The 15,225-nt window shown below is 69.1% G+C and carries 11 protein-coding genes and 1 pseudogene; 7 read left to right on the top strand and 5 right to left on the bottom strand.

What is annotated here, in order from left to right:
• Nucleotides 1-42 precede the first annotated feature (42 nt).
• Together RKD20_RS45395 and RKD20_RS45390 are read left to right on the top strand one after the other, a co-directional pair.
• The gene (locus RKD20_RS45395; protein ID WP_424882871.1) at nucleotides 43-1,326 is read left to right on the top strand and encodes an MFS transporter; all 1,284 of its coding nucleotides are present in this window, start codon (nucleotides 43-45) and stop codon (nucleotides 1,324-1,326) included.
• A 776-nt stretch (nucleotides 1,327-2,102) separates the two neighbouring features.
• On the top strand, nucleotides 2,103-4,508 hold the full coding sequence (locus RKD20_RS45390; RefSeq protein ID WP_424882870.1) for a non-reducing end alpha-L-arabinofuranosidase family hydrolase: 2,406 nt from the start codon (nucleotides 2,103-2,105) through the stop codon (nucleotides 4,506-4,508).
• A 497-nt stretch (nucleotides 4,509-5,005) separates the two neighbouring features.
• Here RKD20_RS45390 and RKD20_RS45385 read toward each other — a convergent pair whose 3' ends face one another.
• From RKD20_RS45385 to RKD20_RS45375, 3 genes and pseudogenes are all read right to left on the bottom strand, one after another.
• Nucleotides 5,006-6,859 carry an RICIN domain-containing protein gene (locus tag RKD20_RS45385; RefSeq protein WP_424883481.1) on the bottom strand — a complete coding sequence of 618 codons (1,854 nt, stop codon included), beginning with the start codon at nucleotides 6,857-6,859 and terminating at the stop codon, nucleotides 5,006-5,008.
• A 63-nt stretch (nucleotides 6,860-6,922) separates the two neighbouring features.
• Nucleotides 6,923-7,600 (bottom strand): annotated as a pseudogene (locus RKD20_RS45380) (MGH1-like glycoside hydrolase domain-containing protein); the annotation flags it as partial.
• Nucleotides 7,601-7,758: 158 nt separating this feature from the next.
• Nucleotides 7,759-8,787 (bottom strand): LacI family DNA-binding transcriptional regulator, encoded by a 1,029-nt coding sequence (locus tag RKD20_RS45375; RefSeq protein ID WP_424882869.1) that lies wholly within the window; start codon nucleotides 8,785-8,787, stop codon nucleotides 7,759-7,761.
• A 736-nt stretch (nucleotides 8,788-9,523) separates the two neighbouring features.
• On the opposite strand from RKD20_RS45375, the gene RKD20_RS45370 reads away from it, so the two are divergent.
• The 3 genes from RKD20_RS45370 (at nucleotide 9,524) to RKD20_RS45360 (ending at nucleotide 11,195) form a co-directional block, all read left to right on the top strand.
• Entirely contained in the window at nucleotides 9,524-9,736 is a 213-nt protein-coding gene (locus RKD20_RS45370) for a hypothetical protein (protein ID WP_424882868.1), read from the top strand.
• A 146-nt stretch (nucleotides 9,737-9,882) separates the two neighbouring features.
• Nucleotides 9,883-10,413 carry a SigE family RNA polymerase sigma factor gene (locus tag RKD20_RS45365; protein ID WP_424882867.1) on the top strand — a complete coding sequence of 177 codons (531 nt, stop codon included), beginning with the start codon at nucleotides 9,883-9,885 and terminating at the stop codon, nucleotides 10,411-10,413.
• Nucleotides 10,410-11,195, top strand: a complete 786-nt coding sequence (locus tag RKD20_RS45360) for a hypothetical protein (protein ID WP_424882866.1) — start codon at nucleotides 10,410-10,412, stop codon at nucleotides 11,193-11,195. The genes RKD20_RS45365 and RKD20_RS45360 overlap by 4 nt, the downstream gene beginning before the upstream one ends.
• Before the next feature lie 273 nt (nucleotides 11,196-11,468).
• Here RKD20_RS45360 and RKD20_RS45355 read toward each other — a convergent pair whose 3' ends face one another.
• Nucleotides 11,469-13,073 (bottom strand): RICIN domain-containing protein, encoded by a 1,605-nt coding sequence (locus RKD20_RS45355; RefSeq protein WP_424882865.1) that lies wholly within the window; start codon nucleotides 13,071-13,073, stop codon nucleotides 11,469-11,471.
• A 598-nt stretch (nucleotides 13,074-13,671) separates the two neighbouring features.
• Nucleotides 13,672-13,842 carry a hypothetical protein gene (locus tag RKD20_RS45350; RefSeq protein ID WP_020121623.1) on the bottom strand — a complete coding sequence of 57 codons (171 nt, stop codon included), beginning with the start codon at nucleotides 13,840-13,842 and terminating at the stop codon, nucleotides 13,672-13,674.
• Nucleotides 13,843-13,922: 80 nt separating this feature from the next.
• Between RKD20_RS45350 and RKD20_RS45345 the strand changes: the two genes are divergently transcribed.
• Together RKD20_RS45345 and RKD20_RS45340 are read left to right on the top strand one after the other, a co-directional pair.
• Nucleotides 13,923-14,060 carry a hypothetical protein gene (locus RKD20_RS45345; RefSeq protein WP_424882864.1) on the top strand — a complete coding sequence of 46 codons (138 nt, stop codon included), beginning with the start codon at nucleotides 13,923-13,925 and terminating at the stop codon, nucleotides 14,058-14,060.
• 372 nt (nucleotides 14,061-14,432) lie between these two features.
• Nucleotides 14,433-15,158, top strand: coding sequence for a glycoside hydrolase family 16 protein (locus RKD20_RS45340; RefSeq protein WP_424882863.1), 726 nt, complete (start codon nucleotides 14,433-14,435; stop codon nucleotides 15,156-15,158).
• Nucleotides 15,159-15,225: the final 67 nt, after the last annotated feature.

The following is a 15,225-nucleotide window of genomic DNA, read 5'->3' as shown; positions in this document are numbered from 1 at the left end:
TAGCGTCCTAAACGCATCGATCACTGCTTTTGGAGTCGCGCCGTGTCCGGTCCCGCCCCGTCCCAGCTCCAGCCCTCCTCGCAGCCCACCGACCACGCGGCGCCACCGGAGGAGAGGCGACGACGGCTGAGCCGTCCCGTCGCCTTCGCCTCCCTCGCGGTCGTCTTCGTACTGTTCATGGCCGCCTCCAGCGCGCCCTCCCCCCTGTACGTCGTCTACCAGCAGGAGTGGCACTTCTCCGCCACCACCCTCACCACGGTGTTCGCCGTCTACGTGCTCGGCATGATCGGGGCACTACTGGTACTCGGCGCCCTCTCCGACCACCTCGGCCGCCGACCGGTCCTGCTCTCCGCCATCGCCCTCGAAGCCTTCTCGATGGTCCTGTTCCTCACCGCAGGCAACGTCGGCCTGCTACTGACGGCACGCCTCATCCAGGGCATCGCCACCGGGGCCGCCATGACCACGATCGGCGCCGCCCTCTCCGACCTCAACCCCGCGCACGCCCCGCACCGGGCGGGACTCGTCACCGGCACCGCACCCACCTTCGGACTCGGACTGGGCTCCCTCGGATCCGGCCTCCTCATCGAGTACGGCCCGCACCCCACCCGCCTCGTCTACGTGCTGCTGCTCACCGTCCTCGTGGTCGCCGGGGCCGTCCTGTCGGCCCTGCCCGAGACCTCGCTGCGCCGCCCCGGCGCCGCCCGCTCGCTCCAGCCCCGCCTGCGCATCGCCCCCCACCTGCGGGCCGACCTGCTGAGCCTGGTTCCGATCCTCATCGCCAGCTGGGCACTCGGGGGTCTCTACCTCTCCCTCGGCCCGTCCGTCGCCGTCGGCCTGTTCGGCCTCTCCAGCCACGTCGTCGGCGGACTCGTGGTCACCCTGCTCACCGGCCCCGCCTTCCTCACCGCTCTCGCCCTGCGCGGCTGGCCCGTCGGCCGGACCCTCGCCGTCAGCGCGACCCTGCTCCTGGCCGGCACGGCCGTCGCCCTGACCGGCGTGGAGGAACACTCCCTGACCACGGCCGCGCTCGGCACAGCGATCGCCGGCGTCGGCTTCGGCGGCTCCGCCCTCGCCAGCTTCGGCACCCTGGCCCGCATAGCCCGCCCCGCCGAACGCAGCGAACTGCTCTCCGTCGCCTTCGTCATCTCCTACCTGGCCTTCAGCGTCCCGGCCGTGATCGCCGGCATCGCCGCCACCCATGCCGGCCTCAAGGACACGTTCGTCACCTACGCGGCGACGGTCGCCACCCTCTGCGCCCTCGCCCTGCTCGCCCAGCGCCTGCGCGCCACCCGCACCACCGCCACCGCAGGCCTTCCCCAGGCGTAAGCAGAAGCACGAAAACCGGTCGCCGCGGCCCGCACCAGGCCGCGGCGACCGCGGTGCGCCGGACGCACGGCCCCAGCTGGGCCGCAAGGTCTTCGCCACCCGCTGGTCGTGCGCCCTGAGGCAAACCACGCGGCGTTCAGCAGCGGAGCAGGCAGGTTCAGGCGCTCGGACGCACGGGCCAGGGAGGCCGGGACGTGCTCGACCTCCGTGGGCCGCGCGTCCAGAACGTCCCGGTGCCCCACTCGAGCTGCGCCGCGACCTTCACGACGGCGCCGAGAACCGCTGAAGGGAACGGTGTCGATCACTTCGAAGTGGGTCGATGCGCTTGGGAAGCGGCTTTCACGGTCGGCAGAACCAGGTCGTAGGGCAGGGTCTTTGCAGGAATGTGGTCTGTCCGGATTCGTCAGGTGAGTCCGAGGGCTGACAAGAGGTCGATGGTAGTCCCGAGCGGTGTGGCGGAGGGCGGCGGCGATGATGTCCCTGCCTCGTCCGCGCCCAGCGGCCGGCACGAACGCGGCGGTCTTGGCGAGGTGGTCCCTGACCCGGGCGAGCAACGGCGGGCCGGTGAGCGGCCGTAGGCGAAGACGGTCCGGCGGCATCGACCTTGGCCGGCGGGCGTCGTCGCTGCCGAAATTCCTCCCTGATCACGGCAACCTTTGTGTGCGTTGCGGCAACTGGCAGGCAACTGGGTCCCAGAGCAAGGCCCACTGCGCAAGAAAGACAGGCCGTTGCCAGATCTGAACCGCTCTCATCGCCGCCGTCCGGCAATCCGCCGCGTGATCGCCGCCGCCGTGGTCCTCGCCGCCGCGGGTGCTGCCGTACCGCTGGTCGCCCTGGCCGCACGCACGCCGGAGGCCGGCACGCCGACCACGGTCGCCGACGCGGCGGCCGGCAGCGGCCGCTACTTCGGCACGGCAGTGGCCGCGGGCAGGCTCGGCGACGACTCCACGTACTCCGCCATTCTCGACCGGGAATTCAAGATGATCACCCCGGAGAACGAGTTGAAGTGGGACGCCATCGAACCCTCCCGCGGCTCGTTCAACTTCGCCGCCGCCGACTCGATCGTCAGCCACGCCTCCGCACACGGCCAGCGCATGCGCGGCCACACCCTGGTCTGGCACTCCCAGTTGCCCGGCTGGGTCAAGTCCATCACCGACGCCAACACCCTGCGCAGTGTGATGAACAACCACATCACCACCGAGATGACCCACTACAAGGGCAAGATCTACGCCTGGGACGTGGTCAACGAGGCGTTCGCCGACGGCGGCAGCGGTCAGCACCGCAGCTCGGTGTTCCAGGACGTGCTGGGCAACGGCTTCATCGAGGAGGCCTTCCGCACCGCCCGGAGCGCCGACCCCTCCGCCAAGCTCTGCTACAACGACTACAACATCGAGAACTGGTCCGACGCCAAGACCCAGGGCGTCTACCGGATGGTCAAGGACTTCAAAGCACGCGGCGTACCCATCGACTGCGTCGGCTTCCAGAGCCACTTCGGCGCCGGCGGCCCGCCAGCCAGCTTCCGGACCACCCTGTCCAACTTCGCCGCACTCGGCGTCGACGTCCAGCTCACCGAGCTCGACATCGCCCAGGCATCCGCCACCGCGTACACCAACGCCGTCCAGGACTGCCTCGACGTCGCACGCTGCACGGGCATCACAGTCTGGGGCATCCGCGACAGCGACTCATGGCGCACCGGTGAGAACCCCCTGCTGTTCGACGCGGGCGGCAACAAGAAGCCCGCCTACAGCGCCGTGCTCACCGCCCTGGGCGGCAGCAGCGGCAGTGGCGGGGGCAGCGGTACGCAGGCCGGGGGCCTCACCTCCGGCACCGTCTACACCCTCTCCAACGCGGCCGCCGGACGCGTTCTCGACGAGCCCGCGGGACAGAACGGCAACGGCACCCCGCTCCAGGTGTGGGACGCCAGCGGTGCCTCCAACCAGCGGTGGAAGGTCGTACGGAACAGCGACGGCGCCTACACGCTCACCAACATCGCCAGCGGCCGGGTACTGGACGAGCCGGTCAACCAGACGGCCAACGGGACGAGGATGACGGTCTGGGACGCCAACGGCGGCGCCCACCAGCACTGGAAGGCCAGCCAGAACAGCGACGGCTCCTACACGCTCACCAACGTCGCCGGCGGCCGGGCGCTGGAGATCCCCGGCGGTCGGACCGCCAATGGCACTCCCCTCCAGGTCTGGGACTCCAACGGCGGGTCCAACCAGCACTGGAACTTCAAGCCGACCACGGCGCCGACGAGCAACGCGTGTGCTCTTCCGTCGACGTACCGGTGGACCTCGACGGGCGCGCTGGCACAGCCGGCGAACGGGTGGGCCTCGCTGAAGGACTTCACCAACGTGACCTACAACGGCAAGCACCTGGTCTACGGGACGAACTACTCGGGATCGGCCTACGGTTCGATGATGTTCAGCCCCTTCACGAACTGGTCGGACATGGCGTCGGCCCGCCAGACCGGCATGAGCCAGAAGGCGGTGGCGCCCACCCTGTTCTACTTCGCGCCCAAGAAGATCTGGGTGCTGGCGTACCAGTGGGGTCCGTGGCCCTTCAGCTACCGCACCTCCAGCGACCCCACCAGCCCCGACGGCTGGTCCGCGCCGCAGCCGCTGTTCACCGGCAGCATCCCCCGCACCGAATCCTCCACCGGCCCGATCGACCAGACCCTGATCGCCGACGACCAGAACATGTACCTGTTCTTCGCCGGTGACAACGGCAAGATCTACAAGTCGGCCATGCCGATCGGGAACTTCCCGGGCAGCTTCGGCTCCTCGTACACGACGGTCATGAGCGACACGGTGAAGAACCTGTTCGAGGCGCCACAGGTCTACAAGGTCAAGAACCAGAACCAGTACCTCATGATCGTCGAGGCGCGGGGTTCGAGCGAGCAGCGCTACTTCCGCTCCTTCACCGCCACCAGCCTGAACGGTCCGTGGACCCCGCAGGCGGCCACCGAGTCCAACCCCTTCGCGGGCAAGGCCAACAGCGGCGCCACCTGGACCAACGACATCAGCCACGGTGACCTGGTCCGCGACAACCCCGACCAGACCATGACCATTGACCCCTGCAACCTGCAGTTCCTCTACCAGGGCAAGTCCCCCAACACACCGCCGAACACCTCCTACGACAACCTGCCGTACCGGCCCGGCATCCTCACCCTGCGGCGCTGACCCGCCTGATCGACACTCAGCACGTCGAGGAACCCCAGCCATGCGTCGGCTGGGGTTCCTCTCTTTTCGCAAGCGCCGCATCCTGACCGACACCGAGCCTGCCAGGGTCCGGCTCAGGCGGAGGTGGATGCCGCGCGGAGCGCGTCGAGCGGGCCCGGCTGGGGCGCGTGAGGCGCGGGCGAGTCAGGATCCGGAGTGCAGTGAGATCCCGACCGGCAAGGTCGCTCCGATCCCTCGCCGACCTCGCGGCGGCCACCGGCAGCACCCACTATCCGTGCGGCACCGGTGGTGTGCGTTGCCTCGACACCGACCCTTTCGACGCTCACGGCATTCCCGTGCCCCCTCTCCACACCTCTATGGGAGATCCGCTCTGGCAATGGGGCCGCCGGTCCAGCAGCCTGTGGGCCCCGGGACCGAGCCAGAGTCCGCCCGGCGCGTCGGTCCGGCCTGCCCGGACGGGGCTCCCAGCACCTCAGGGAGCCCCACCCGGGGACGGGTCAGCCCATGCCCTGGAGACGCCAGATCTGGTTCTTTTTCGAGGTCAGGTCGCTCGCCGGGTCACAGGTCCACTGGTGGATCACCGCGCCGGGTGTGGTGGAGATCCCGCTGACGTCCACGCACTTGCCGCTGTGCACCGCGGCCAGCTGGTAGTCCTTGCTGTTGCCGAGCGCGCTGACGGACCTGAGGGTGAACATCTGGTTTGTGCTGCCGCTGCAAGTCCACTGGATGACGGCGGCACCGTCGGCCGTGGAGGCGCCCGAGACGTCCAGGCACTTACCGCTGTACTCGTTCACGATCGTGTAGGTGTTCGCCCGGCCGGCGACCGGCTTGAAGTCGAGCATCTGCTGGTAGCCGCCCTCGCAGTTGTACTGCTGGTACTGCGTGCCGTCGGCGGTGCTGAGGTTGGTGTCGTCCAGGCACTGACCGCTGTGCTGTACCACCGCGACCGTGGAGACGGTCGTGTTGGACGGTGGCAGCAGCGTGACGGTGTAGCCGTCGGCGGCGTCCGTCCACGGCACGCTCACCGAGGCCGAGTTGCCGCTGACGGTCAGTGTCTGGTCGGAGACCGTCACCGGACCCGTCACCGCACCGCCGCCGTTGTTCGGTATGCGCTGGACGATCGCGCGCACCCGGCTGTTCTCCACCACCGAGGTCGTGTCGAGGCGGTTGAGATTGACGTTGACGTTGCCGGCGTTGCCGTTGGTGCCCAGCAGGATCTTCGCGTTGCGCGCCGTGTTGTCCTTGGTCGCCAGCCCGTCGGTGTTCGCACCGGGCGTGAGGTTCACGATGTTCCCGGTCTGTGAGCCGTAGTACCGGTAGAGGAACCACTCACCGAGCGGCAGGTACTGGCCGGAGCTGTTCTTGGTGAGCAGGGCAGCCGCGTAGTCGTGCAGGCTGGGGCCCCCACCCCAGTTGGAGCGCAGGCCGTCGGCACCGGCCCGCTCCAGACGGCTGATGAACCAGCCGCCGCCACCGGGGTTCTGCTGCTCGCGCCCGGCGTACTCGTTGATCTGGTATGGGCGGGTGTTGGTCAGGCCTGCGGCGGCGAGGGTCGAGTTGGCGTTGCTGACGGCCGTGACGGGGTCGTGCGGGATGGCATGCCAGCTGTAGATGTCGGGGGCGACGTTGTTGGCCTTGACGTGGTTCAGGAAGGTGGTCCACCAGGTGTTGGAGGAGCTGGGCGGGTTGGCGATGCTGGGACCGACGATGAGCTGCCCGGGGAGGCCGGCCCGCACGGCGGCATGGAAGCGGGACCACATCTGCAGGTACTGGCTCTGGGACCGGCCCCAGAAGCCGCTGAGGTCCGGCTCGTTCCACAGGTCCCACTCCACCGTCATGTTGTTGGCCTTGACGTCGGAGATGAGCTGGTTGACGAAGTTGTCGAACTGCGTCCAGTTGCCGTTGTCGCCGGGAAAGCCCGTGTTGGTGGTGCCGTCGGCGCCCCACAGGTCGTGCGGCAGGATGACGAAGGTTCCGCCGAGCGCCTTGGTGCGCTTGTACTGGGCGAGGGTGGCGTTCCAGCGGGTCCGGTATTCGGCGAGGCTGGTGGCGTAGCCGCCACCGTTGAGCTGCGCGCCGCCGGCCCGCTCGAAGTGCCACTTGATGTCTTTGAAGAAGTGGTCCGGCGGCTGCGACCCGTCGACAGTCAGCCCGTAGATCATGCCCGAGGCGCGGTAGGTGGGGGCGCCCCCGGCGGTGGAGAAGTCGACGGCGACGCTGGTGTCCGCGGCCTGCGAGGGGCCGGCGGGCACCAGGGTGGTGGCCAGGGCCGCCAGGAGGACGGCCACGGACGAGGTCGCTCGGCGTCCGGTGCGGGTTGTGGGTCGGCGAAGTGTCCAGCGAGGTCTCATGCTGCGGCTCCTGAGTGAGCGGGGAGGGTGGCCGGGGTTGGAGCGTCCCCGGGGCTGTGGGAGCGTTCCGGTGTGGGCGTCGAAGTTCTCGGCGAGCCATGGGTTTCGCACAGGGCCGGCCCGCAACCGGGCTCTGATCTCGTCGGCCAGGTGCTCGTGCCCGGCACAGCGAAGGCCGTCTTCGATGAGGCCGGTGGCGGGGGCCCGGATGGGGCCGCGCCGGTAGCCGTCGGGCAGGTGGGGGGGCAGTTCGGTGGCCAGTCCGTACGGGGCTCAGGTGGGTCTCGATCCGGGCGGCCAGGTCTTGCCGATGTGCTCGGGCAGGTGCTCGCCCAGTGCCCTCGGCATCAGGTCCGGCAGGCCGGCGCTGTCCCAGGTCGCGGTGCTGTCGATGCCGCGGGCCACGAACCGCTCTCCCGTCCACAGCTCGTCGGGCATCGCGGCCTGGGTCGCGTCGGTGGTGCGGGTCCAGCGCCGGGCCTCGGAGGGCAGGTCCAATTCGGGTGCCAGGCGGGCGAGTTCGTGAACCTGGAGTGTGAGGAAGGCGGCCAGGTCGGCGGTGGCGACCACCCGCTCGGGGCCGAAGGTGGTGGCAATGTCCCAGCCGCTGTCGTTGCCGTGGTGGTAGTGGGGCAGGGCAGCGCCCGGTGTTGTCCGCCGGGAGGCCGGCCAGAATTCCGGCCACCGTGCCAATCTCCTGTAGCTCTCGGCCCGTTCGGTCCGGCTGAGGGGCTCGGGAACACATGGCGGGTCCTTGGTTTCGGGCACATGTGTGCCGCGGGAGGGGTGACAAGGGGAAGCGGGCACGCCGGACGGTGACGGTGCGGGATCGGGTGCTCGGGGTGTGAGCCGAGGAATCGGGGAGCCGAGGAAGAGGAGAAGCGATCGGGTGAGGAGGGTCAGGCTTCGGCGGAGGGTGTACCGGCGGCGGGGCCGGTGCTGGCCCGCAGCGAGATCGGCGGGGTGAGGAGGTGCTGCCGGGGCGGCGCGTCGGGGTGGTCCAGCCGCTCCACCAGCAGGTCGACGGCGAGCCGGCCCATCTCGGCCGCCGGGACGTCGGCGGCGGTGAGCTGCGGGGTCACCGTCTCCGCCCAGCGGTTGGCGACGACCCCGGTGACGGAGAAGTCGCGCGGCACATGGCGGCCGGCGTGGGCGAGGCCCCGGTACAGGCCGCCCAGTGCGGCCTCGTTCAGGGTGACCAGGGCCGTGGTGGCCGGGTCGTCGTGCAGGATCTGTTCCAGGCAGGCCTGGCCCGCGGCGGCGTCGTCCCCGCAGCAGTACGTGCGGACCGTCAGCCCGCGTTCGGCCGCGGCCTTGGTGAAGCCGTCCAGGCCGCGGTGGGCGGACTCGTACCCGGTCCTCAGCAGTTGTTCGGACCGGTTGACGAAGGCGACCCGGCGGTGGCCGAGGTCGGCGAGGTGATGGACGCAGGCCGCCGCCAGCGCGGTGTGGTCCAGGGCGACGTACCAGCCGCCCTCCGGGTGGGCGGTGCGGCCGATGGCGACGGAGGGGAAGCCGAGCGCGGCCAGGTGTTCGGCCCGGTCGTCCTCCAGCCGGATCTCCATCAGGATCGCCCCGTCGACCCGCCGCTCCCCCAGCAGCCGCTGGAAGGAACGGTCGCTGTCCACGCCGCTGGGTGACAGCAGCACGTCGTAGTCGTGGGCCGCGGCGGCCTCCACCACGCTGCCGATGAAGTCCAGCTGCATGCCCGTGTAGTGGTTCCCGGCCGGCGGGAAGACCAGACCGATGGTGCTGGTCCGGCCGTTGGCCAGGGCGCGGGCGCTGGCGCTGGGCTGGTAGCCCAGTTCGTCGACGATGCGCTGGATCTTCCGGCGCGTGTCCTCCGACACGGGGCGCTTGCCGCTCAGCGCGTAGGACACGGTGCTGCGCGAGACACCGGCCCGCCGGGCGATCTCACCGATGTTCACGGGAACTCCTTGCCCGAACCGTTCGAAGCCGTGTGAAACGGAACGTCCGGTCGCGTAGGTAGGTGGAGTGGGCACTGCGGTGAAAGTCAACGATCATCGGTTGTCGAACCGGTTCGGTGAAGCGAAGATAGGAACGACTCTGAGGGCTGTCAACGCCTGCGACGAGACTCCTCGAAACAGACCTGCAACTCGCATTTTCTGCGGACTCCGCTTGCCTCAGGGTATTGCTGAGAGCATTTCTCGCTGCTAGCTTCCTGCGAACCGGTTCGCAGGAAAGCGCTCCTTTTGGTGACCGGGCGCCCGTTCCGCACCGTCCTCGACGTGCGGGGCGCCGTCTCTGCAGAAACCCTTTCGCGCCCCGTACCGGTCGCCGAGAAATCAGCGTCGTGGCGGCAACCTTCTCGTCCTCTGCGGCAACTGGGAGTCGGAAGACCGACTCGAACCAACCGGATGGACGGGCATGAGGGCAACGAAGCACGCCGCGCCGCAACCGTGGCGCAGGCGCGGACTGTTCACGGGCACTCCCTCGGGGCCGCTGGTCGTCGGTGTGCCGGCGCGCCTGGCCCTGACCGTCTCCCCAGGGAGCGGAACCGGTGCCGGGCGGGCGGCCGCCCCGTCCGATGCCAGGTCTGAGGCGGGCGGCGACGCTGCACGTGCGACGGTGCAGCCGACGGCCTCGGCCAGTCCGACGATCTTGGCCTCCGCCACGCCGTGCCCTTCGGTTTCGGCCACTCCGGTGGCCTCGGCCACCAGCACCGCGCCCGCGAACTCCAAGGCGACGGCCCTGGCCGTACGGATCACATCGGCCGTCAGCCACCAGGGAGTCGCCACCGGCTGCGGCGAGTCGCTCAGGATCACCGACATCCACGGGGAGCATCTGACCGTCGACGGCACCGCCGTGCGGCCGGACGTCGCGCAAGCGGCCCGCGTCCAGTTCACCCGCCATTGACCAGCCCGCCAGTCGGCCTTCACCGGGCCACAACCGAACACGAGCGCCGGGCTGGTCCCGGGCTGAGCGCTGTTGGGCTGCGACCCCCGATGTTGATAAACGCGCAACCAACGCGCGCATCATGGCTAGGAGAGGGCGACCGGGGGATGCTCCTCGATGACGCGTCCGCGGAGTTTCACGAATTCTTCGAACGCCACTATGCCGAACTCGCCCGTCTGGCCCACCTCCTGACCGGCGAGACCGACGCGGCGGACGACCTCGCGGCGGATGCCCTGGTCGCCCTGTGGCAGCGCTGGGACCGGTTGCGGCAGGCCGACCACCCGCTCGCCTACGCCCGCGGTGTGGTGGCAAACCTGGCGCGCGGACGGATCCGCAGCGCGGTGCGCGAGCGACGCCGGATCGCGCTGTTCTGGTCCCGCGGCCCCGAGAGGGTGGAGGGGCCGGACATGGCGGCCGTGCTGGACGTCCGCGCGGCGCTCGCCCGGCTGCCGTTCCGCAAGCGCGCCTGTGTGGTGCTGCGGCACGCCTTCGACCTGTCGGAGAAGGACACAGCGGTGGCGCTGGGCATCTCGGTCGGAACGGTGAAGAGCCAGACCTCGAAGGGAATGGCCGAGCTGGTAAAGATACTGGGCGCAGGAGCGGCCGGGGACCTGGTGGCAGGAAGGAGGAACCAGTGAACGAGGAGATCGCCCGTCGGCTGCGCGAGGCCGCCGAGGCCCACCGGCCCGACCGTGCGCGGATGCTGGCCCGGGTGCAACGCGGCATGGCCGGCCCGGCCGTCCGTCACCGCGCGCGGCCGTTCGCGAGGTCCGGTACCAGGGTCGCGCTCGCCGGGCTCGCCGCCGGCGGCATCCTGACGACCGGCGGCCTCGCAGTCGCCGCCATCGTCACCACCCCGTCGCCGTCGGCCACCGTGACCACGCCTGCCACCCCGTCCCCGACCGTCAGCTCCCCACAACCGACCTCGGCCCGCCCCACCCCTGTCGCGCCGGCTCCGGACACCACCCCGGGCAGCTCGCGCACGACTCCGCCGGCCACCAGTCCATCGCCGACCGACGGCGAGAGCCAGGACGGACCGTTGTGGTCGGCCGGCTCGGTGGACCCGCGCAGCACCGTCTACTGGACGCAGAGCAACCTCGCCCTCAAGACGACCCAGCCGCTCACCTCGCTCACGATCGAGATCCGGATCGTGCGCACCGGCGGGGTGAAGAACACCGGAACCTGGCAGACCCTGCCGAGTGATGACTTCACCGTCACCGTCCAGGAAGCCGGCGGCGCGCTGGTCTACCGCTGGGTCCTCAAGCCGGGCCTCACCGTGCCGGCCGCGAGCCATGAGTTCGCCGCCCAGTTCAACAACGGCACCGGCGTGCGCAGTGCCGCGGGCGACAGGTACCGCGTCGACGCGCAGGGTTTGGGCGGCTCCGCGTCGGTCCGGGGAGGGTTCGCCCCGACCCGGTGAACACCGCTGTGCGGCAAGGGGGAGAGTCCCCTTGCCGCACGGCGCGATGGTCGGAACTGGGTGGCGAAGGTGGCGGCGGCCATGAAGATCCTCCCCTCGATCGCGGCCACCTTTGTGTGCGTGGCGGCAACTGCCGGGTAACCGGGACCGGGCCAAGGCCCGTTGTGCCGGAAGGACATGCCGTTGCCAGATCAGTGACCGCTCTCATCGCCACCGTCAGGCAACGAATGCGGCCCCCATCGAAGAGATGGGGGCCGCATTCGCGCCCAGCGCCTATTTGAGCGGTGTACCGCCCGAGTTGTGATAGGCGATCGTCTTGCGGATCAGGTTTCCGCCGTCGGACTCGACCGTCGTCTGCTCCGACCACCCCGCACCGAACAACAGGCCGGCGACATGGGCGTTCGCCACCTGGTCCATGTGCGCGAAGAACCAGTCCACCTTGTCGTCCTTGAAATGGCCGGGAGTGTTGTTCCCCGCCATGTTGCCCACGGGGACCTGCCACAGGACGATCGGCCTGCCCACGGACTCGGCCATCGTCTTGTAGAACTTCAGCGCGGCGGCGGCCTTCTGATCGGTCCAGAAGTGGTCACTGCCTCCGTGGGCCGGCTGTGCGTACCAGCCCGCGTCGCGGTCCGACACATCGGTGACCAGGAAGTCGGCGTTCTTCGCCCCGAGGTCCGCGTAGTCCTTGCCGCACTTCTGGAGGTTGCTCTCCCAGTCGAAGCAGGAGAGGTGCAGCCCCACGCCGGCGTTCGGCGCGTACTTGCGCGTCATGTGGATCAGGCACTGGGCGAGTCCGGAGGCGCTGTTCTCCTGCGATGCGCAGTCGGTCGGATTCGAGGCCGTGACCTGCGCGGGAACCTGGTGCAGATTGCCGAGCGACCGGGCGAAGCCCCAGAAGTCGGGCTCGAGGTCGATCATGTCGTGCGAGTTGCCGACCTTCTGGAGGAAGAACCGGTAGTCGTTCAGGTAGCGGGTGAGCAGGTCGGTCCTGTTGATGGCCTTGACCTCGCCCGGGCCGTCACCCTCGCCTGCCGCGTCCCCGAGGTCGCGCAGCGAGTACCAGGTCCACAGGTACTTCTGCGGTCGCGACTTGCCCTGGTAGGTCGCCTTGGCCGCCACGCTGTCCTGCCAGGTCACCTGGTTTCCGGGCGCCGTACTGCTGCCGCCCCAGCAGCCCCACCAGCCCGACCACTCATCTTTGCAACGCGACGCCGTATAGGCGGCCGACGAGGGCGCGGGCTGGCTGTGCAGATAGGCGTAGCGCACGTCGAACGGCGCGGCGTTCGCCGAGGCGTCGGTCATCGAGCCGCCGATGAGCACCCTGTTGCTGCCCAGGAAACTCTTCGTCGAGCTGCCGTTACCGGTCGCGGGAGACGACGGCGAGGGAGACTTCGGAGACGACGGAGAGGGAGATGACGGCGACGACGGGCGTGTGCCGACGCTCCCGGCCGGGACGAGTTTCCATTGCTGATCGGCGCCGCCCCGGTCGCGGTTCTGGACGACGCCGCTCCCGTTGGCTTTGGCGGCGTTGCGGACTCCGACGGCCATGCCACTGAAGCGATTGACCAAACGCACGTGGCCGTTCTGCGACTTGGCCAGTTTGAACTGCTGGTTGGTGGCGTTCAGGTCTTTCCACTGCACGATGGCGGAGCCTGCGGTCTTCGACCAGCCCAAGTCGTCCAGCACCTTGCCGGAGTTCCGGTTCTGCAGCCGGTAGTACCCGTCACCCGCGTCGACGAACCGCCACTGCTGGTTGGCCCGGCCGGTGCGCGCCCCCTGCACCACCGCGGCACCGTCGTTCTTGGCGAAACCGCGGTCGTCCAGCACCTTGCCGCTGTTGCGGTTGACCAGCACGTACCACTTCTTCAGATCCACGGTTTGATCCGCCGAAGCCTGGCTGACCACAACGGCGGAGCCGGCCACGACCACCATGACGAGGGCCGCCCAGAAACCCCGACGGGCGAACAACCGACGGCTACGGTGCGTCGGGCGGCTACCGCGGGCGTGGCCGTCGGTACGGCGGCCGCCGGCGCGGGACGCCACCGATGACGCGGGTGGGCTGGGGACATGTCTGTGATCCCGTTCAAGGGACATGCCTGTGCTCTCTTTCAGCTGTCGCTCTGACCGGACCACCTGGCCGGACAACACTGAGTGGCCCTGGAGCGCGAAAAGGTTGCCGAAAAGGCGCAGATATTTTTCGTCCCTGCGGACCGCTTCCAGTCCGCAGCGGAGCGCAGCACGGCCAACGTCGGCGGTGGCGAACGCCTGATGGCTGCTCCCGTCCCTGCCGCTCATGTCGGCCCAGGTGCACCAACCCCGCCTCTGGACTTCGCCTCTTGCGGACGCCTGGGTCGCGCGGGGTGGCGGCGGACCCGGTCCTTACAACGCGGTTTGCCCGGTGAGATGTCCAGGACCGGGACATGCCTGTGGCTCCGGACGCATCCGGAGCCACAGGCAGTTGCTGCTTTTCGGGTTACCAGCGATACCAGCGGCCCTTGCGGCCGCCTGTGTCAGCGGAGCGCATGACGAAGCCCAGGAGCCAGACGACCAGCACGATGACGGCGAGCCACCACAGTGCCTTCAGCGCGAAACCCGCGCCGAAGAGGATGAGAGCCAGCAGAAGAACGACAAGCAGGGGAACCATAGTTATCAACCTCCGTCGCTCCTGATGCCCGGCGAATGCAAGAACACACGGTCGATTTCCCTGGTTTCTGCACTCCTGTCGTGCCGCCGCACGTCGACTGCGCCCTCACTCCGCTCGGCCGGAGTCTGCTCGACACGGTGCGCGGCCTCCTCGACTGGGCCCTGGAGCGCGTCGACGACATCGACGAAGCGCGGCAGGGGTACGACACCCCTTCCTGAACCGAGCCGCCCACCCGCACCGACTGCCTCACGTGCGTCGACAAGACCGCCGACGTGATTCGACCGGGCTGTGGACTCCACGGACGGTCCGCTGTGACCTCGTCTTCCGCGACGCCGCCCTGTTCGACCAGTGCCCGGATCTTGGCGTGAGACCGGTGCCTGCCTGCCGGCCGATGGACAACTGCTTCCGCCCGCCTCGGAGATGGCGCCTCTCCATGGGGTGGGCTGCCCACGAGTGCCTTCAACTCCAGAAGGCGGCGAACCATCCACCCCGCACATCTTGTCAAACATTGAACGGACTCCTACAGTCCGGTGGCAAAAGGGGCGTGGGATCGCTCCCACGCCCCCTGTCATCCGAGCGACGGAGCCGCGATGCCATCTGCACTTCCCCGACCGGGACGCCTGCTGGTGGTCGCCCTGGCGACCCTTTCCCTGCTTGTCCTGGGACATCCACGAGCCGACGCGGCGTCCTGGGGAGCTCCCCAGACCGTCAACTCGTGGAACACCATCAATGGGCGGTGGACCGCCAACAACGAGCTGGAAACTTACACTCCCGCCTGTGTGTGGTACGAGGGCAGCACCCTCGTCATCAAGACCTACAAGTCGGGCAACACCTACTACTCGGGGCGTGTGGAGTCCAAGGCTCTTTACGGCTACGGCACTTACAGCTTCACCGCGAACATGCCCAACGGTCAGGGTCTCCTGCCCGCGGTGTGGGCGGCCTACCTGAACCCGTGGCTCCCCGAGTTCGACGCCGCAGAAATCGTCGGCCAGAATCCGAACAGCGTCTACCAGACCTTCCACGACCCCAACAACGCCCAGACCCAGTTCTCGAAAACGAATTCAGCGGGCTGGACGAACGCCTACCACAGGTACTCGTTCACCTGGTGGCCCGATCACATCGACTTCGCCGTGGACGGCACCATCACCGGCACCAAGTGGTACAGCACTGCCCCGGGCGTGGGGATGCGCTTCATCGTCAACACTGCCGTCGGTGGCGACTGGCCGGGCAACCCCAACAGCTCGACCTGGGCCACAGCAGACGGCGCGAGGTACCTGAAGGTCTCCTCGATCACGTACACCCCGTACTACCCCTGAGCACTACCCCTGATCGTCGCTGTTGCCCCCTCCCCGAGATGACCCGGACCGCTGCCAACGGCCCTGA

Origin of the sequence: Streptomyces sp. SLBN-8D4 (assembly GCF_049739545.1) — a bacterium.
In the GTDB taxonomy this organism is placed as follows: domain Bacteria; phylum Actinomycetota; class Actinomycetes; order Streptomycetales; family Streptomycetaceae; genus Streptomyces; species Streptomyces canus_C.
Note: the sequence above shows the minus strand (reverse complement) of the source record. Positions and strands in the feature narration are given on the sequence as shown.

Coding starts and splice junctions, on each gene's coding strand:
- RKD20_RS45340 (WP_424882863.1), top strand. CDS start 14,433: ATGCCATCTGCACTTCCCCGACCGGGACGCCTGCTGGTGGTCGCCCTG.
- RKD20_RS45350 (WP_020121623.1), bottom strand. CDS start 13,842: ATGGTTCCCCTGCTTGTCGTTCTTCTGCTGGCTCTCATCCTCTTCGGC.
- RKD20_RS45385 (WP_424883481.1), bottom strand. CDS start 6,859: ATGAGACCTCGCTGGACACTTCGCCGACCCACAACCCGCACCGGACGC.
- RKD20_RS45365 (WP_424882867.1), top strand. CDS start 9,883: ATGCTCCTCGATGACGCGTCCGCGGAGTTTCACGAATTCTTCGAACGC.